General features: G+C 65.4%; 12 protein-coding genes. 3 read left to right on the top strand and 9 right to left on the bottom strand.

Annotation, left to right across the window (positions count from 1 at the left end; genetic code table 11):
• Nucleotides 1–29 precede the first annotated feature (29 nt).
• Together G6N38_RS13975 and G6N38_RS13970 are read right to left on the bottom strand one after the other, a co-directional pair.
• Nucleotides 30–1292, bottom strand: coding sequence for a flavin-containing monooxygenase (locus tag G6N38_RS13975; RefSeq protein ID WP_163752004.1), 1263 nt, complete (start codon nt 1290–1292; stop codon nt 30–32).
• Nucleotides 1293–1414: 122 nt separating this feature from the next.
• Nucleotides 1415–2326: a LysR family transcriptional regulator gene (locus tag G6N38_RS13970; RefSeq protein ID WP_163748354.1), complete on the bottom strand. Its 912-nt coding sequence runs from the start codon at nt 2324–2326 to the stop codon at nt 1415–1417.
• An 88-nt stretch (nt 2327–2414) separates the two neighbouring features.
• On the opposite strand from G6N38_RS13970, the gene G6N38_RS13965 reads away from it, so the two are divergent.
• Together G6N38_RS13965 and yczE are read left to right on the top strand one after the other, a co-directional pair.
• The gene (locus tag G6N38_RS13965; protein ID WP_246227913.1) at nt 2415–3911 is read left to right on the top strand and encodes an aldehyde dehydrogenase; all 1497 of its coding nucleotides are present in this window, start codon (nt 2415–2417) and stop codon (nt 3909–3911) included.
• Nucleotides 3912–3942: 31 nt separating this feature from the next.
• Nucleotides 3943–4548: a membrane protein YczE gene (gene yczE / locus G6N38_RS13960; RefSeq protein WP_163748347.1), complete on the top strand. Its 606-nt coding sequence runs from the start codon at nt 3943–3945 to the stop codon at nt 4546–4548.
• A gap of 67 nt (nt 4549–4615) precedes the next feature.
• On the opposite strand, the gene G6N38_RS13955 is transcribed toward yczE, so the two are convergent.
• The 5 genes from G6N38_RS13955 to G6N38_RS13935 form a co-directional block, all read right to left on the bottom strand.
• Nucleotides 4616–6163 carry an APC family permease gene (locus G6N38_RS13955; RefSeq protein ID WP_163748345.1) on the bottom strand — a complete coding sequence of 516 codons (1548 nt, stop codon included), beginning with the start codon at nt 6161–6163 and terminating at the stop codon, nt 4616–4618.
• A gap of 193 nt (nt 6164–6356) precedes the next feature.
• Nucleotides 6357–7781, bottom strand: coding sequence for an aspartate aminotransferase family protein (locus G6N38_RS13950; RefSeq protein ID WP_246227910.1), 1425 nt, complete (start codon nt 7779–7781; stop codon nt 6357–6359).
• A 148-nt stretch (nt 7782–7929) separates the two neighbouring features.
• Entirely contained in the window at nt 7930–8529 is a 600-nt protein-coding gene (locus G6N38_RS13945) for a TetR/AcrR family transcriptional regulator (protein WP_163748342.1), read from the bottom strand.
• An 84-nt stretch (nt 8530–8613) separates the two neighbouring features.
• Nucleotides 8614–10182 carry a GMC family oxidoreductase gene (locus G6N38_RS13940; protein ID WP_163748339.1) on the bottom strand — a complete coding sequence of 523 codons (1569 nt, stop codon included), beginning with the start codon at nt 10180–10182 and terminating at the stop codon, nt 8614–8616.
• Entirely contained in the window at nt 10179–11522 is a 1344-nt protein-coding gene (locus G6N38_RS13935; protein ID WP_246227908.1) for a purine-cytosine permease family protein, read from the bottom strand. Before G6N38_RS13935 ends, G6N38_RS13940 begins: the two co-directional genes overlap by 4 nt.
• 236 nt (nt 11523–11758) lie before the next feature.
• Here G6N38_RS13935 and G6N38_RS13930 point away from each other — a divergent pair, with 236 nt between their 5' ends.
• Nucleotides 11759–13408: an amidohydrolase gene (locus G6N38_RS13930; protein WP_163748332.1), complete on the top strand. Its 1650-nt coding sequence runs from the start codon at nt 11759–11761 to the stop codon at nt 13406–13408.
• A 31-nt stretch (nt 13409–13439) separates the two neighbouring features.
• On the opposite strand, the gene G6N38_RS13925 is transcribed toward G6N38_RS13930, so the two are convergent.
• Together G6N38_RS13925 and G6N38_RS13920 are read right to left on the bottom strand one after the other, a co-directional pair.
• Complete coding sequence (locus G6N38_RS13925) at nt 13440–14345, bottom strand: SDR family oxidoreductase (protein ID WP_163748329.1); 906 nt, start codon at nt 14343–14345, stop codon at nt 13440–13442.
• Between the two features lie 13 nt (nt 14346–14358).
• Complete coding sequence (locus G6N38_RS13920; protein ID WP_163748326.1) at nt 14359–15138, bottom strand: SDR family oxidoreductase; 780 nt, start codon at nt 15136–15138, stop codon at nt 14359–14361.
• Nucleotides 15139–15144 lie beyond the last annotated feature (6 nt).

Raw genomic sequence — 15144 nt, 5'->3', positions numbered from 1 at the left:
CACAATCCTCTCTAATCATTTTGGCGCAGTTAGTGATCGGCGAGCAGAGGTGCATCGTAGGCAAGATAGCTGCGCTGGATCGCGATCTGGTCGGCCAGATATTTGGCGTCATGCCAGACACCCCAGATAAAGCTCGATCCGCGACGGGACTGCCACGGCAGCCCCAGGAAGTAGACGCCGGGCTCGGCTGACACACCGCGCTGATGGCGGGGGCGGCCGGTGTCGTCAAAGGCGTCGACCTGAAGCCAGCCGAAGTCAAACGCGAAACCGACGGCCCAGATGATCGACGTGATGCCGGCTGCGCCCAGGTCGAGTGAACCGATCGGGTTGGTCATGCAGTCAGGATCGGGGCCGAAGACGCGTGCCTGGGGTTCCTCGGGCAGGTCCAGTCCGTTGCGGGCGATGTAGGCATCCGCCTCGTCGAGCATCGAAAGGTAGTTCGCGTCACCACTTTCGATGTTGGTGCGCAAATCCGGCGCAAAGCTCATGACACCGTTTTCGTACGGACCAGCCATCCCCAACAGCGTGATCCCGCTGGCCGCCAGGTTACGAAAGTCGACGGTGTGTCCGCCCTGCGCGCCACTGACCGCGATCGTCACGTGTTCAGCGCCGCGTGGGGGCGCGGCCATGTCCCACTTGCCCAGAACTCCCAGCCACCAGCAGAAGTCGCGGCCCCGATAGCTTCGGGGCGGGCGGTCGTGTGGACCGACCGCGAGATACACGTCCCGGCCGGATTGCCGCAGCTCGTCGGCGATCTGCACCCCGGACGAGCCGGCACCGACCACCAGCACGGCTCCGGCAGGTAGCTGCTGTGGGTTGTGGTAAGAGCTGGAGTGCAGCTGATGGATCCCGGCGCTGTCCGGGACGACCGCCGGGATGACCGGTTTCTGAAAGGCACCGGTGGCGGCGACGACGAACCGGGCATCGATGGTGCCGTCGGACGTCTCGACGCGAAAGCCCGCCCGCCCCTGCAGTTTCCGCACCGACGTCACCGTGACGCCCGTGCGAATCGGAGCAGCGATCTTGTTCGCGTACGCGACGAGGTAGTCGGCGACTTCGTCCTTGCCGGCGAAAGCATCAGGGGCCAGCTCGAACTCGAGTCCGGGAAAGCGGTCGTGCCACGCCGGGCCGTTGGCCACCAGGGAGTCCCACCGCCACGACCGCCATCGTTCGGCGATGCGGTCGCGCTCCACGACGAGGTGCGGCACGCGCTGCGCACCGAGGTGCTCGCTCATCGCGATCCCCGCCTGCCCCGCCCCCACGACGAGAACCTCGACCTCTTCGATCGACAACTTGACCTCCACGGATTCGGCACATCTGCTCGCGCCTTCCATGGTTCAAGCCCAGCCTGCATCTGTACAGCGCGTAGATCCGATGTATGGCATCGGGGAAAACGATCCACGCACGTCGGAGGTCAGATTTTGGGTGGACTCGCAAACAGGTTGCGACACAGGTCGGCAACGACGCTGGCTCGCCGGGTAGGACGGGCCGCGATGGCGTCGAGCAGGACCACGGTGAGGCTGGGCGGGTCACCGCTGATCGGAACGGCGGCGACCGCGTGGCCGTCGAGTGCGGTCGGCACCGCAGCCCGCAGGTTCAGCACGCAGTAGGCCAGGCCACGCCCGACCAGTGCGCGACACGTTTCGACTGTCGTCGAGCGGTAGCGAATGTTCGGTGTGACACCGGCCGCACTGAAGACGCTCTGGAAGTAGTCGCGGCTGTGCGGCAGATCCAGCAGGACCATCGGTTCGTCGGCGAGTTCGGCAAGATCGACGCTGTCCCGGGTCGCGAAGCGATGCTGTCCCGAGACCAGGACATAGGGCGGCAGCGTGTACAACGGCCAGCGCTTCAGCCGCGGGTCGTCGACGAGGTCGTATCCGATGCCTAGTTCGAACGTCCCGTTGGCCACCCCTTCCGCCAGATCTGCGAGATCGACTTCGGTCGTGAGCAAGTCGAGTTTGGGCAGTTTCTCGGCGGCGGTGGCCAGCAGCTCCGGCAGCAGGTAGGGCGCTACGACCTGGAAGCAGCCGATCGAGAGTGTGCCACTGAGGGAGGTGCCCAATCCCTGCGCGACGGCGCGCAGGTCGGCCGCGGACGCCAGCAGTTGGCGGCTGGCGACAAGCAGTTCCTTGCCCGCGGGAGTCAGGCTGATTCCTCGGGCGTGATGACGCACCAGCAGCTGCACCGACAACGCGTTCTCCAGGTCGGCCAACGCGGCCGACATAGCCGACTGCGACAGGTGAACCTGTGCCGCCGCTCGCGTCACGCTGCCCGCCTCGGCGACCGCGACGAAGTACTCGAGTTGCCGCAGTGTGTAGTCGGACATATCGAGAACCTCTCGCATCAGGAAAATCGATCCTAGGGTTCGGAAACACCTGCTGTACAGGTGCATGTCGTCGGTGCAGGGTGGAGCCGTGACGACGACAGCAGATATCCGCCCCGCGACTCTGGCCGACTGGACCCGCCACGCCGCCGACATCGAGCCCCGCGACGGCATTTTCCTGGACGGCGCTTTCCGCCCCGCCCAATCCGGGGCGACCTTCGATTCGGTGAATCCGGCCACCGGGGATGTCATCGCGACAGTGGCCTCGGCACAGGACGTCGATGTCGATCTCGCCGTGCGATCCGCTCGGCGGGCATTCGACACGGGCGACTGGTCGCGTTCCTCGATCGGGGAGCGCAAGCGCGTGCTGTTGCGACTAGCGGACTTGATCGTTGAGCACAGCGTCGAGTTAGCCCTGCTGGACTCCATGGATATGGGCAAGCTCGTCACCGAGGCCTACACCGTCGACGTCCCTTCGGCTGCAGGCTTAGTCGCCTACTACGGCGAGGCCCTCGACAAGATCAACGGTGAGATCGCACCGACCGAGCCGGGAAACCTCGCGTTGGTGACCCGTGAACCGCTTGGTGTGGTGGGCGCCGTGACGCCGTGGAATTTCCCGCTCGACCTCGCCGTCTGGAAGGTGGCGCCGGCACTGGCCGCCGGAAACTCCGTGGTGCTCAAGCCTTCCGAACGTGCACCGCTGTCTTCGCTGCGGCTGGCCGAATTGGCCACCGAAGCCGGCCTGCCCAGCGGAGTGCTCAACGTCGTTCCCGGCCTGGGGCAGACCGCGGGTGCAGCTCTGGGCCTGCATCCAGACGTCGACGTCCTCGCCTTCACCGGCTCGACCGCCACCGGGAAGGCGTTCCTGCGGTACGCCGCCGATTCCAACCTCAAGCAGGTCTGGCTCGAATGCGGCGGTAAGAGCCCTAATCTGGTGTTCGCGGACGCCGATCTCGAGCAGGCCGTCGACAAGGCACTGTTCGGCGCCTTCTACAACCAGGGCGCGGTGTGCTCGTCGAATTCCCGTTTGCTGGTGCAGAAGTCGATCGCCGACGAGTTCGTTGCCGAGCTGGTGGTCCGTGCCGGACAGCTGCGTCCGGGCAATCCCCTCGATCCGGCAGCAGCGCAGGGCGCCATCGTCGACGTCGCCCACACCGAGCACGTGCTCGGCTTTGTCGACCGCTCGCGCAACGACGGCGATGTGCTGGTCGGCGGGAGGCGGGCCGGCGACGGCTGCTTCATCGAACCGACCGTTGTGACCGGACTCGGTCCGGCCGCCGAACTGATCACCGAGGAGGTGTTCGGTCCGGTTCTCGCGGTCCAGACGTTCGACGATCAGGACGAGGCGATCCGGATGGCAAATGACACTGTGTACGGCTTGGCCGCGTCGGTGTGGACCAACGACCTGCGCCGCGCTCACACGGTGTCCGCCGCGCTGCGGGCCGGCACCGTGTCCGTCAACACCGTCGACGCCCTGAGCGCGCAGACGCCGTTCGGCGGCTTCAAACAGTCCGGCTTCGGCCGCGACTTGTCCTTGCATGCGCTAGACAAGTACACCGGACTCAAGACCACGTGGATCGCACTCTAGAGCGAGGTAGCGCCGTGCGTTGTCCGCGGTGATGAGCAGATGGCTGCCGCGCCCCGGCCAGGCGGTGCGGCTCGTCGGCGGGCAGTGGCTGTTCGGCACCGGCGAGGCGATGCTTGTCGCGGCGCATCTGGGCAATTCACCGTGGACGGTCTTCGCGCAGGGCACCGCGGCCCGTGCCGGGCTATCCATCGGCATGATGACCAACCTGATCGGCGCGGCCGTACTGCTGCTGTGGATTCCGTTGCGGCAGCGCCCCGGTCTGGGCACGCTGGCCAATGTCGTGCTGGTTGGCAGTGCTCTCGACGTGGTCCTGCGTTGGCTACCCGACGTCGACGTGCTGCCCCAACGGGTTGCCCTGTGTATAGGCGGGATACTGGTCGTCGCGCTCGGCAGTGGTGTCTATCTCACGACTGGACTGGGCCCAGGGCCGCGGGACGGACTCATGACCGGCATCGCCAGAACTGCGGGCTGGCCACTCGGCGCGGCGCGTGCCGCAGTGGAGGGCACTGTGCTGCTCGCCGGCTGGCTGCTCGGTGGTGTCGCGGGAATCGGAACGGTGCTGTTCGCGGTCTTCATCGGGCCCTGCGTCCACCTCGCGATCCGATTGATCAGCCGGATTCCCGACGACCAACTGTGAGGCCTGGCGCAAAGCGCAGCCACGCGAGGACTTCTGCCCCTCGCGCGACTGCGGCAACCGGTCCCGGTCACGGCAACGCAGGTTCGCCCTCGACGGCAGCTGCCGGCGTTCGCTGTCCGGTTCCTCGTTCGGTTCGCAACGGTCTGGCTGCCAGATAACCCACCAGTCCAAGGGCGGTGAGGGCGGCGAGCGTGCCGAGCGTGAACAGTTCGAAGACGCCCGCACTCACACCCCAGGTTTCCTGGAAGTCGTAGTCAAGGCCGAAGAGGCGATCGAGCGTACCGGGGAAGACGGCTACCCAACTGCCCAATGCCACCCAGCTGAAGCACAGTGCACCCAACGCACGGAACACGCTGTCGGACACCGGCACCTTGAAGGGCCGAACTACATCGGGAAATGCCGTGCGCAACCGAACCGCGGCCGGGATCGTGATCAAGTAGCTGAGCAGGAACGTCGACACCGAGATCGAGAGCACAACTCCGAATACCGCTGCGGCCGATCCGCTGACAGCCATGGCGGCCAGCATGAAGATCGTCCCCACGACGCCCGACAGCAGGTTGACGCGGATCGGCGTGCCCAGCTTGGGATGGAATCGGCCGAAGAACCCACGGAAGAAGGCTCCGTCGGCCGCAGCCATCGCCTGCATCCGGTCACTGATGATCATCCATGCGGAGCCCTGCGTCATCAACACGAGGGCGAACACGATGCCCGTCACGGTCAGCATGGCCGGAGCAGCCGAACCGTAGACGCTGTAGACAGTGGCAACGGCTTCCATGAGACCACCGATCCCGGTGATCTGGTCGGCGGGCACAACGAGCAGGATCGCCGCGATCGGCAACAGATATGCGGCCGCAGCGATCGCCGAGGACCGCGCGATGGCGACGGGCACGTCCCGTGCCGGCTTCTTCATCTCTTCTGCAGCACTGTTTCCCGACTCGAAGCCGAGATAGGAAAACAGCAGCAGCGGTGTCACGCCTAGCAGGCCGGCCAGCGTCGGCGAGAAGTCACTTGTCGTCAGTCCGGCGAAACCGTTGCGGGCGGCGTAGATTCCGGCGGTCACGACGAAGCTCAGCAGGAAGATGATCTTGAGGATTGCACCGAGGTTGGGGATCCATTTTCCGTGACGCAGGCTGATGACCGCGGCCAACACCGTCATCCAGATGAATACCGTCTTGAACAAGTAGTCGGTCAGTGACCCGTGCTCGAACGGCAGGACGTACTGACTCCATACCTCGGCGGCGATGAACGTGCACGAGCCGCCCACCCACACCGGCTGTGTCACCCACGTCAAGAGCGCGGCAATGGCCGCCATCGGACGGCCGAAGGCGCGCCGCACCCACACGTACACACCACCCTCGTCGGTGAACGTACTTCCGATCTCGGCGAAGATCAGGCCATAGGGCACCAAGAAGAAGACGGCGAGCACGAGTGCCCAAGTGAAGGTCTGCCCGCCGAAGCTGGAAACCTGTCCCAGCACTTCGATGGATACCACCGCCGCAACGATGAGGAAAATGATGTCCAGCCGGCCGAGCGACTTCTGGAGATGCTTTGTCTCGCTGGCGGCCAGGACAGTCTGCTGGTCCGCCGATACTTCGAATAGCTTGTCTGAGGCCATTTATCGCACCTTTGCTTGTGATCGCATCAGCGAGCGATACCGCTGCTGTGAGATATGACACTGAGGCCGGCGCAGCCACGTGTAAAGCACTCTTTTCCTGGCTAGATAATCGCATAAATCGATGCAGCACAACATATTTCGGGGTCGGCGAAGTGCCCGCAGCCTGTGACTGCGGGCACCGTCACCCGAACCTCTACCGCACGCGCGCGGTCAGCTCACCCAGGAGCCGCCGCAGCCGTCCGACGAGTTCATCGATATCGTCGCGACCGAACACCAGCGGCGGCGAGAACTGGATCAGCGGCGCGCCCTCATGATCCACCGCCGCACGGCAAAGGATCCCGGCCTCAAGGAGGGCTGGCTGCAACATGCCGGACACGAAGTCGTTGGCCGTCGTCTCGGCCGTCCAGGTGCGCCGCTCCTTGTCAGTAACCAACTCCAGTGAGTAGTGGTAACCGACGCCACGGACATCGCCGACCAGACGCTCATTGAGCAGTGTGTCCAACTGGGCGCGGAAATAGGCTTCGTTACGCTTGACGTTACCGAGAACGTCCTCGCGCTCCATTACTTCGATATTCGCCAGGCCGGCGGCGCACGCCACTGGGTGACCACCAAATGTCAAGCCGTGAAGGTACATTCCGTCGGGTCCGTTGTTGACCGCATCCAGGATCGCGCTCTTGGTGATCATCCCGCCGAGCGGCACGTGCGCCGACGACACACCCTTGGCGAAAGTGATGATGTCGGGCTGGACGTTGAACCGGGTGGATCCGAACCACTCGCCGAGCCGGCCGAATCCGCAGATCACCTCATCGGCGACCAGGACGATGCCATAGCGGTCGCAGATCTCACGTACGCCTTCGTGATAGCCCGCTGGAGGCACCAGCGACCCACCGGCGTTCTGCAGCGGCTCGAGGAAAATCCCCGCCACCGTATCCGGCCCCTCCTGCGCGATCAGCGTCTCGATCTCGTTGAGCAGCAATTCGGTGAACTGCCGCTCGGTCTCCCCGGCGGGACGCTTGTAACGCTTACTGTTGGCGATATGTCGCGACCCATACATCAGTGGCTCAAACTGCTTGCGCAGGTTGGTCATTCCGTTCAATGAAAGGGCGGCATACGACGTGCCATGGTAGGCCGCGCGCCGCGAGAGGAACTTGATCCGGGCGTGTTCGCCGCGGGCCTGGTGGTACTGCCGGATGAGCTTGACGGCAGCCTCGTTGGACTCGCCGCCGCCAGAGGTGAAATACACCCGGTCCAGTCCACGCGGAGCCAATTCGGCGATCTTGGCAGCTAGTTTCACGGCCGGCGGATGCGCCGCACCCCAGTTGGTGTAGTACGGAAGTTGGGCCATCTGATCCCGTACCGCCTCGCCGATCTCTGCGCCGAAGCTGTATCCGACGTTGACACAGAACAATCCGGCGAGCGCATCGATGTACTCGTGACCCTCCGTATCCCAAAGACGACTGCCCTCGCCGCGCACCATCACCGGCGGGGGCACTTCGGTGTAGACCGAACCCGCGGTGAAGCTCATGATGAGGTGCCGCTGGGCAAGTCGCCCGAGGTCGCCCATCGACCAGTCCGTTGCCGGGGCCGATGATGTGGGACTTTCGATCGTCTCGGTCATGGGTGATGCCGTCCTCTCCATTGGTCTCGCCTGTCGAAGTGGCGCATGCGACGAACCACGGTGCTATGTCGCGCCGTTCACATTCTTTGCGCTATACCGCAAAGAATGCTCCGCTAAGAGTCGCGCGTCAAGAGGTGGTGCGGATTTCTCAGATATCGGCGCCGGTGACCGAGCGCGCGTAACTGCGCAGCAAAGCCGCGGCACCGCTGGTGTCCAATGAGGAGTTGCCGCCGTTGAGGTACATGCCGAACGCATCCTCGAGCGCGACGAAATTCTGTGCGATATCGAGGACGGACTCGGTGAGCGCGAAGTCCCCCGACGCCTGGCCGGCCTCGAGCACAGCGGCGTACAGCGACACCTCGCGCTCGAATAGCAGCGTCATCAACGTGCCATGGGTGGGCTCACGGCCGGCATTGACGGAGAACTCGTACAGCGCGCGGCTGAGCATGTCGCTCTCGCCAGCGGGTAGACCTGACTCGATCAGGTTGACGAGCCGGTCAACCGGGCTGTCGAGCTTGTTGATCGCCTCCAGCCGCTGCCAGTAATACCGATCGACGGCGCTGCGGTAGACCTCGTCGATGAGATCGTCGATCTCCGGGTAGTAGTAGGCCACCAACCGCGGAGATATCCCGGCGGCCGCGGCGATGTCCTTGGCGCGTACGGCGCCCAGGCCACGGTCGGCGATGACCTCGATCGTCGCAGCCACCAGCTGGCTGCGCCGCGCGTCCTGGTTGCGCGCTCGCGCCACGGCATGCTCCTACCCGTCCCAAGGTCTTCGCCAAGGGTAACGGTAGGCTCGCACACTCCACCGGTCAGTCGAATAATCTGCGCATCATCGCAAGGAATGGCCGCCTAGCGGGGCCGCCACCACATTGTCCTCGGTGATCAAGTCGCTGGCACGCTCGGCGATGGCCATGATGGTCCCGACGGGATTGACCGAGGGGATGGTCGGAAGGACCGAGGCGTCGACGACCCTCAACCCACGAACGCCACGAACCCGCAACCGCGAATCACACACCGCTAGTGGGTCTTCGGATGCACCCATTCGGCACGTGCCGGACACGTGGTAAACGGTCTGGTGGGTTGCGCGCAGCGCGGGCGACAGCTCGTCGTCGGTGGTCAGATCCGCACCGGGGAACACTTCGTCGCCGATCCACTCGGACATCGGTGCCGTTGCGGCGATCCGTCGAGCCAGCCGGATGCCGGCGATCAACGTCGCCTCATCGACGCCGCCGGCGTCGGTGAAATACCCGTAGTCGATGCTGGGCGGCGCGTCCGGATCCGCAGTGGTGATCCACACGCGGCCGCGGCTCGCCGGTTTGGCGACGTTAGGCGCCAGCGCCACAATCCGATCGGGGAGCTCGGCGCCGTAGGCCACCGCATGATCGGCGACGGCCTCCACCGGAAAGTGCATGAGAACGTCGGGCCGCACCGGACCGTCGGTGCGCAGCCGTACCGCAGCGCCGGCGTCCCAGCCGGTGGCACACGTGTCGGGAACCTCGCGACGAGCCTCCCAGACGATCAGGCCCTCGGCGTGATCCATCAGGTTCTCCCCGACCCCGGGGCTGTCCACGACAGTATCCACACCAGCGGCCGACAAGACCGCCCGTGGTCCGATCCCGGAGAGTTGCAACAGTTTCGGCGAGTCGATGGCACCACAGCACACGATCACTTCACGGGACGCGCGGATCTCGTGCTCGAGTCCGTGCTCGTCGACAGCGAGCACACCGACAGCGGCCCCGTCCTCGAGCAGGATCCGCACGCTCCGCAGCCCGTGCCGGACGGTGAGGTTGTCCCGCGAGCCCATGACGTCGTGCAGGTAGTACACCGATGTCGACGAGCGCAGATGGCTCTCGGGCGTGTAACCGATCTCGAAGAAGCCCGCTCCCACGCCGCTACGGGCGAAGTCCGCATCGCTGTTCCAGTTCGAGCGCGCGGGCAGGCCGAGCGCCCGAATTGCCGACGCAACGACGTCGGCGACGTAGGGGTTCTGATGCTCGGCAGGTATCGGAACGATCGGTGTCGCCAGCCTGTCGAAGCACGTGTCGACCGTCTCTGGGTCCCAGCCCTCGACGCCGAGTGCCGCCCACTCCTGCAGATCGGCCGCCAACGGTCGCCAGCTGATCATCGTGTTGGCCGTGGAACAACCACCCAGGATGCGCATCCGCGCCTGACGGATGTTGGAGTTGCCCCGCTGCTGCGCGATGCTGCGGTAGTCGAGGTCGTACTCGCTCTCCACCATCTCGGGCCACCGCCGAATGTCCAGAGCGCGTGGTTCGTTCACGTCGGAGGGTCCCGGCTCGATGAGCGTGACCCGGACATCGGGGTCTTCCGAAAGACGGCCGGCGACAATGCATCCCGCCGTTCCCCCGCCGACGACGAGATACTCGCAGCGACTCACGCTGCACTCGGTGCCGCGCTGGCGAGGGATGCAGCGACCACCCGCGGTCGCATCAGCACGTAATACAGCGGACAGATGACGGCGAGGCCGACGATCCAGGACACATCCACCTTGTTGATCGCCTCGGCCGCGAACCCGGTGAACAACGTTGTCGACAGGAACGGGATCTGCACCAGAATGCCGGCGAAATAGCAGCCGATGGCGACCCAGTTGAAGCGGCCGTAGATACCGCCGTCACGTTCGAAGAGTGCGTCGATGTCGTAGTGCCCGTGCCGCAACAGGTAGTAGTCGACCAGGTTGACCGCTGTCCACGGGATCAACACGCACAACAGGAGCGCGAGGAAGTTGGCGTAGTTGGCCAAGAAGTCGTCAGCGCTGATGAGCGCGGGAATCAGCGTCAGAACGAACAGGGCGATCGCGACCGCCGCTCGGCTGCCGGCCTGAGGATTCCACCGCGGAACGATGTTCTGTCCGATGGTGATGGTCGACAACGTCCCGCAGTACAGGTTCATCGCATTGGTGGCGGTGATACCGATCGCGAAGATCGCGAACACCCCGGTGGTCACGCCATGCGTCAGCGTCGAAAGCCCATCGAGCGTCTCGGCGTTGGGTAGCGCGGCACCCACCAGCACACCCAGCAACATGGGCAGCACCGAACCGAGCACACACCCCGCGTACGTGCCCCAGAACGCGGCCCGCTGGCCGGTGTCCTTGGGCATGTACCTGGTGTAGTCGGAAACATATGGGGCATAAGCGATCTGCCATAGGGCGGCCACCGAGAGCGTGGCCATGAAGCCGGCCCAGCTGAATCCGTCGGTGTGCCATGTCCCAGCGGGCACGCCATTGACACCGATGATCCACACGAATGCCACGATCAGCGCACCGCCGGCCACCACCGACAACACCGCCGTCACCCGATGAATCAGTCGGTAGCCGACGATCGTCGCGACCACACTGATCAGCCCGATGATGACGATGGACCAGTTGGTGGGCAGGCCAGTGACGTGCGAGAGCGCCTGGCCGCCCAACACCGCGTTGGAGGCGAAGAAGCCCAGGTACATGAACACCACCAGGACCACCACGAGCAGGCTCCCGTACGACCCGAACTGGGCCCGGGTCTGCAGCATCTGGGGCACGCCCATCTGCGGACCCTGCGCCGCGTGCAATGCCATCACGACTGCACCGACGACGTTGCCGAGCACCACCGCGAGCGCGCCGGCCCACCACGGCAGACCGAACACCGTGGTGGACAACGCCCCCGTGATGATCGTCAACAACATGATGTTGGAGCCGAACCACACGGTGAACAGATCACGCGCGCGACCATGACGTTCGTCCACTGGTACATGGTCGATCGTCCGGCGTTCGACGGATTCCGGTCTGGAGCTGGGTGCGGTCATGGACACCGGCCTTCACATACGACGTTTCCGCGGCTGTGACCGCGATCGCTATCAGTATTCGGCCAGGATTGAAACGGATAAATCACAAAGAATCGGATTGCTAGATCTGTTTCATCGATGTAGCGCAGCGAGAAGTCCACGTTGACCGCGTACCGGAACGGCGTGACGATCTCCCGGTGCACGTCGACTACGTCTTCGCCAACGCGTCGGTCTTCCGCCCCGACGGCAGCCGTCCCGCCGACAGCGTCGCCGTGTTGGACGGGCGCATCGTCGCCGTCGGCCACGGTGTCGACCGCGACCTGATCGGCGCCGGCACAGAAGTGGTCGACCTCGGCGGCGCGACGCTGCTGCCGGGCTTCATCGATGCCCACGTGCATCCCGTCGCTGCCGGTATGCAAGCTCTCCGTTGCGATCTGTCGATTCTTCCGCACGACCGGGCCGGCTATCGGACGGCGATAGCCGGCTACGCTGCGGCCCATCCCGAGGACGACGTGGTCGCGGGAAGCGGGTGGTACGGCGACGCCTTCGACGGTGGATTCCCGACCGCAGCCGACATCGACGACGTGATCGCCGACCGACCCGTGGTGTTGTCGAGCCACGACGGCCACGGCGTGTGGGTGAACAGCCGCGCCCTCACCCTCGCTGGAGTCGACGCCACCACGCCCGATCCGCCGGGGGGATGCATCGTGCGTGACCCAGACGGCAAGCCGACGGGGATGATCTTCGAAAGCGCGGCCGAACCACTCAACCGCCTGATCCCGGAGGTCACGCCGAAGTTCCTCCGGCGTGCCCTGCTCGAAGCACAACGACGGTTGCACTCTGTCGGCGTGACAAGTTGGCAGGACGCCGGTGTCGGCATTCCGGCGTTCGGACTCACCGACATCCTTTCCACCTACCTCGACGCAGACGCCGCGGGTGAGCTGACTGCGCGTGTGGTCGGGGCGCTGTGGTGGACCGCTGACGCCGGACTTCCCCAGTTGGACGAGCTCCTGGCCCGCCGCGCCGCTGCTGGGCAAGGCCGGTTCAGTGCCTCGACCGTCAAGATCATGCAGGACGGCATCTGCGAGAACTGCACGGCAGCGATGCTTGCGCCCTATCAGGGCACCTCGGGTGATGCACTGACCGGGATGTCGTTCATCGACACGAGCGAGCTCACCGAAATCGCGACTCGCCTTGCTGCCGAACGCTTTCAGATCCACATGCATGCAGTCGGCGACCGCGCCGTGCGCGAGTGTCTTGACGCACTGGAAGTCGCGATCCGATCGACGCCGCAGTTCGACGGGCGACACCACATCGCCCACCTCGATGTCGTCGACCCGAGCGACATCCCGCGGTTCGGCGCGCTCGGTGTGATTGCCAACATCCAGGCGCTCTGGGCACGTAGAGATACCGAGATCGTCGAGCGCAAGCTACCGCTGCTGGGACCCGACCGGGAACTATGGCACTTCCCATTCGGATCACTGCAGCGGCACGGCGCTCGCCTGGCGATGGGCAGTGACTGGCCCGTCACCGATCCGAATCCGATGTGGGCCATCCACACCGCCGTCCACCGCACGGGTACGCGCGCCGACCCCCACGCGGTCGGCGCAAACGTCTTCGACACGCCACTTCAGGCGCAGGAGACGCTCGACCTACGCACCGCCTTGACGGCGTACACCGCCGGCTCGGCGTACGCCAACCACGACGAGGACCGCGGCACCATCGCCGTAGGCAAGGTCGCCGATCTGGTCGCCCTGGACTGCGACGTATTCCGCGCCGAGGACATCGGGACCGTCCAGGCGGCGCTGACGATGGTCGGCGGTGAGGTTGTGCACCGCACGGGCTGAATGCTCAGGGCACCGGGGGCGGGGAAGCTGGCTAGGCGCCGAACACCGGCAGCGGGGTGCGCGACTTGGCCAGTAGATCGTTGACGACCGGGCCGAGCTCGACGGGATCCCAGCGGGCGCCCTTGTCAATGGTCCCGCCGCGGTTCCAGCCTTCAGCCACCCGGATGATGCCGCCTTCGACCTCGAACACCCGGCCGGTGACGTCCTTGGACTCGACGCTGCCGAGCCACACCAGCAGCGGCGAGACATTCTCCGGCGCCATGGCGTCGAAATCGCTGTCCTGCGTGGCCATCATGTCGGCGAAGACCGTCTCGGTCATCCGGGTGCGCGCGGACGGTGCGATGGCATTGACGGTCACACCGAAGCGGCCCATCTCGGCGGCGGCCACCAACGTCAGCGCGGCGATACCGGCCTTGGCGGCACTGTAGGTCGCCTGCCCGACGCTGCCCTGCAGGCCGGCACCCGAGCTGGTGTTGATGATCCGGGCGTCAACGGCATTGCCGGCCTTGGACTGCGCCCGCCAGTACGCACCGGCGTGCTTCATGGTGGCGAAGTGCCCCTTGAGGTGCACGGCGGTGACGGCATCGAACTCGTCTTCGGTGGCGTTGACGAACATCCGGTCCCGGACGATGCCGGCGTTGTTCACCAGGACGTCGAGTCCACCGAAATTGTCAATCGCGGTCTGGATCAGCTCAGCCGACTGCGTCCAGTCGGCGACGTTGGATCCGTTGGCGACGGCTTCCCCCCCGGCCGCGGTGATTTCGTCGACGACGCCTTGGGCGGCGCTACCACCGCCGGCCGGCGAGCCGTCAAGGCCGACGCCGATATCGTTGACCACCACGCGCGCACCCTCGGCGGCGAACGCCAGCGCGTGCGCCCGCCCGAGGCCGCCGCCCGCACCCGTCACGATGACCACGCGACCGTCGAGAAGTCCCATTTGTCTTGTCTCCTTATTTGATGTCGGCAGTCGTGGTCGACAGGTAGTGCGGCGGTTCCCCGCCGCCGTGCACCTCCAGCGACGCACCACTGATATAGGACGCCGCGGGAGAAGCGAGAAATGCTGTGGCCCAACCGATGTCCTCGGGTTTGGCCAGCCTGCCCAGCGGCACGTTCGCCGATATCGCCGCGATCGAATCGGCGTCACCGTAGAAGAGTTCGGATTGCTCGGTCTCGACCATGCCGACGACGACGGAGTTGACCCGGACCTTGGGGGCCCATTCCACCGCGAGCGTGGTGGTCATGTTCTCCATACCGGCCTTGGCCGCGCCGTAGGCGGCGGTGCCCGGGGTCGGGCGCCTACCGCTCACGCTGGTGATGTTGATGATCGACCCACCGGAGTCCTGAGACTGCATCACGGCGTTGGCATGTTGCGAAACCGACAGTGCGCCAAGCAGGTTGAGCTCGATGATCTTGGTGCTGAACTTCGCCGACGCGTCGGCGGCGAGGACATACGGTGAGCCGCCCGCGTTGTTCACCACGACATCGAGGCGGCCGTGGTCGGCGACGATGCCGTCGATGAGCGCCTTCACGGCCTCGTCGTCGCGAATGTCGCAGGCGCGAAACTCGTACGGGGATCCCTCGACGGGACGGCGGGCGCAGGTGATGACGGTGGCGCCCTGCGCGGCGAAGACTGCGCTGATTCCGGCGCCGACACCGCGCACACCACCGGTCACGAGGACGACTCGACCACTCAGTTGCAGATTGATGCCAATGTCAGCCGCGTCGGTCACTGTGCT

Source organism: Mycolicibacterium helvum, from assembly GCF_010731895.1.
Lineage (GTDB): Bacteria > Actinomycetota > Actinomycetes > Mycobacteriales > Mycobacteriaceae > Mycobacterium > Mycobacterium helvum.
Note: the sequence above shows the minus strand (reverse complement) of the source record. Positions and strands in the feature narration are given on the sequence as shown.

Coding starts and splice junctions, on each gene's coding strand:
- G6N38_RS13950 (WP_246227910.1), bottom strand. CDS start 7,781: ATGACCGAGACGATCGAAAGTCCCACATCATCGGCCCCGGCAACGGAC.
- G6N38_RS13970 (WP_163748354.1), bottom strand. CDS start 2,326: ATGTCCGACTACACACTGCGGCAACTCGAGTACTTCGTCGCGGTCGCC.
- yczE (WP_163748347.1), top strand. CDS start 3,943: ATGAGCAGATGGCTGCCGCGCCCCGGCCAGGCGGTGCGGCTCGTCGGC.
- G6N38_RS13925 (WP_163748329.1), bottom strand. CDS start 14,345: ATGGGACTTCTCGACGGTCGCGTGGTCATCGTGACGGGTGCGGGCGGC.
- G6N38_RS13955 (WP_163748345.1), bottom strand. CDS start 6,163: ATGGCCTCAGACAAGCTATTCGAAGTATCGGCGGACCAGCAGACTGTC.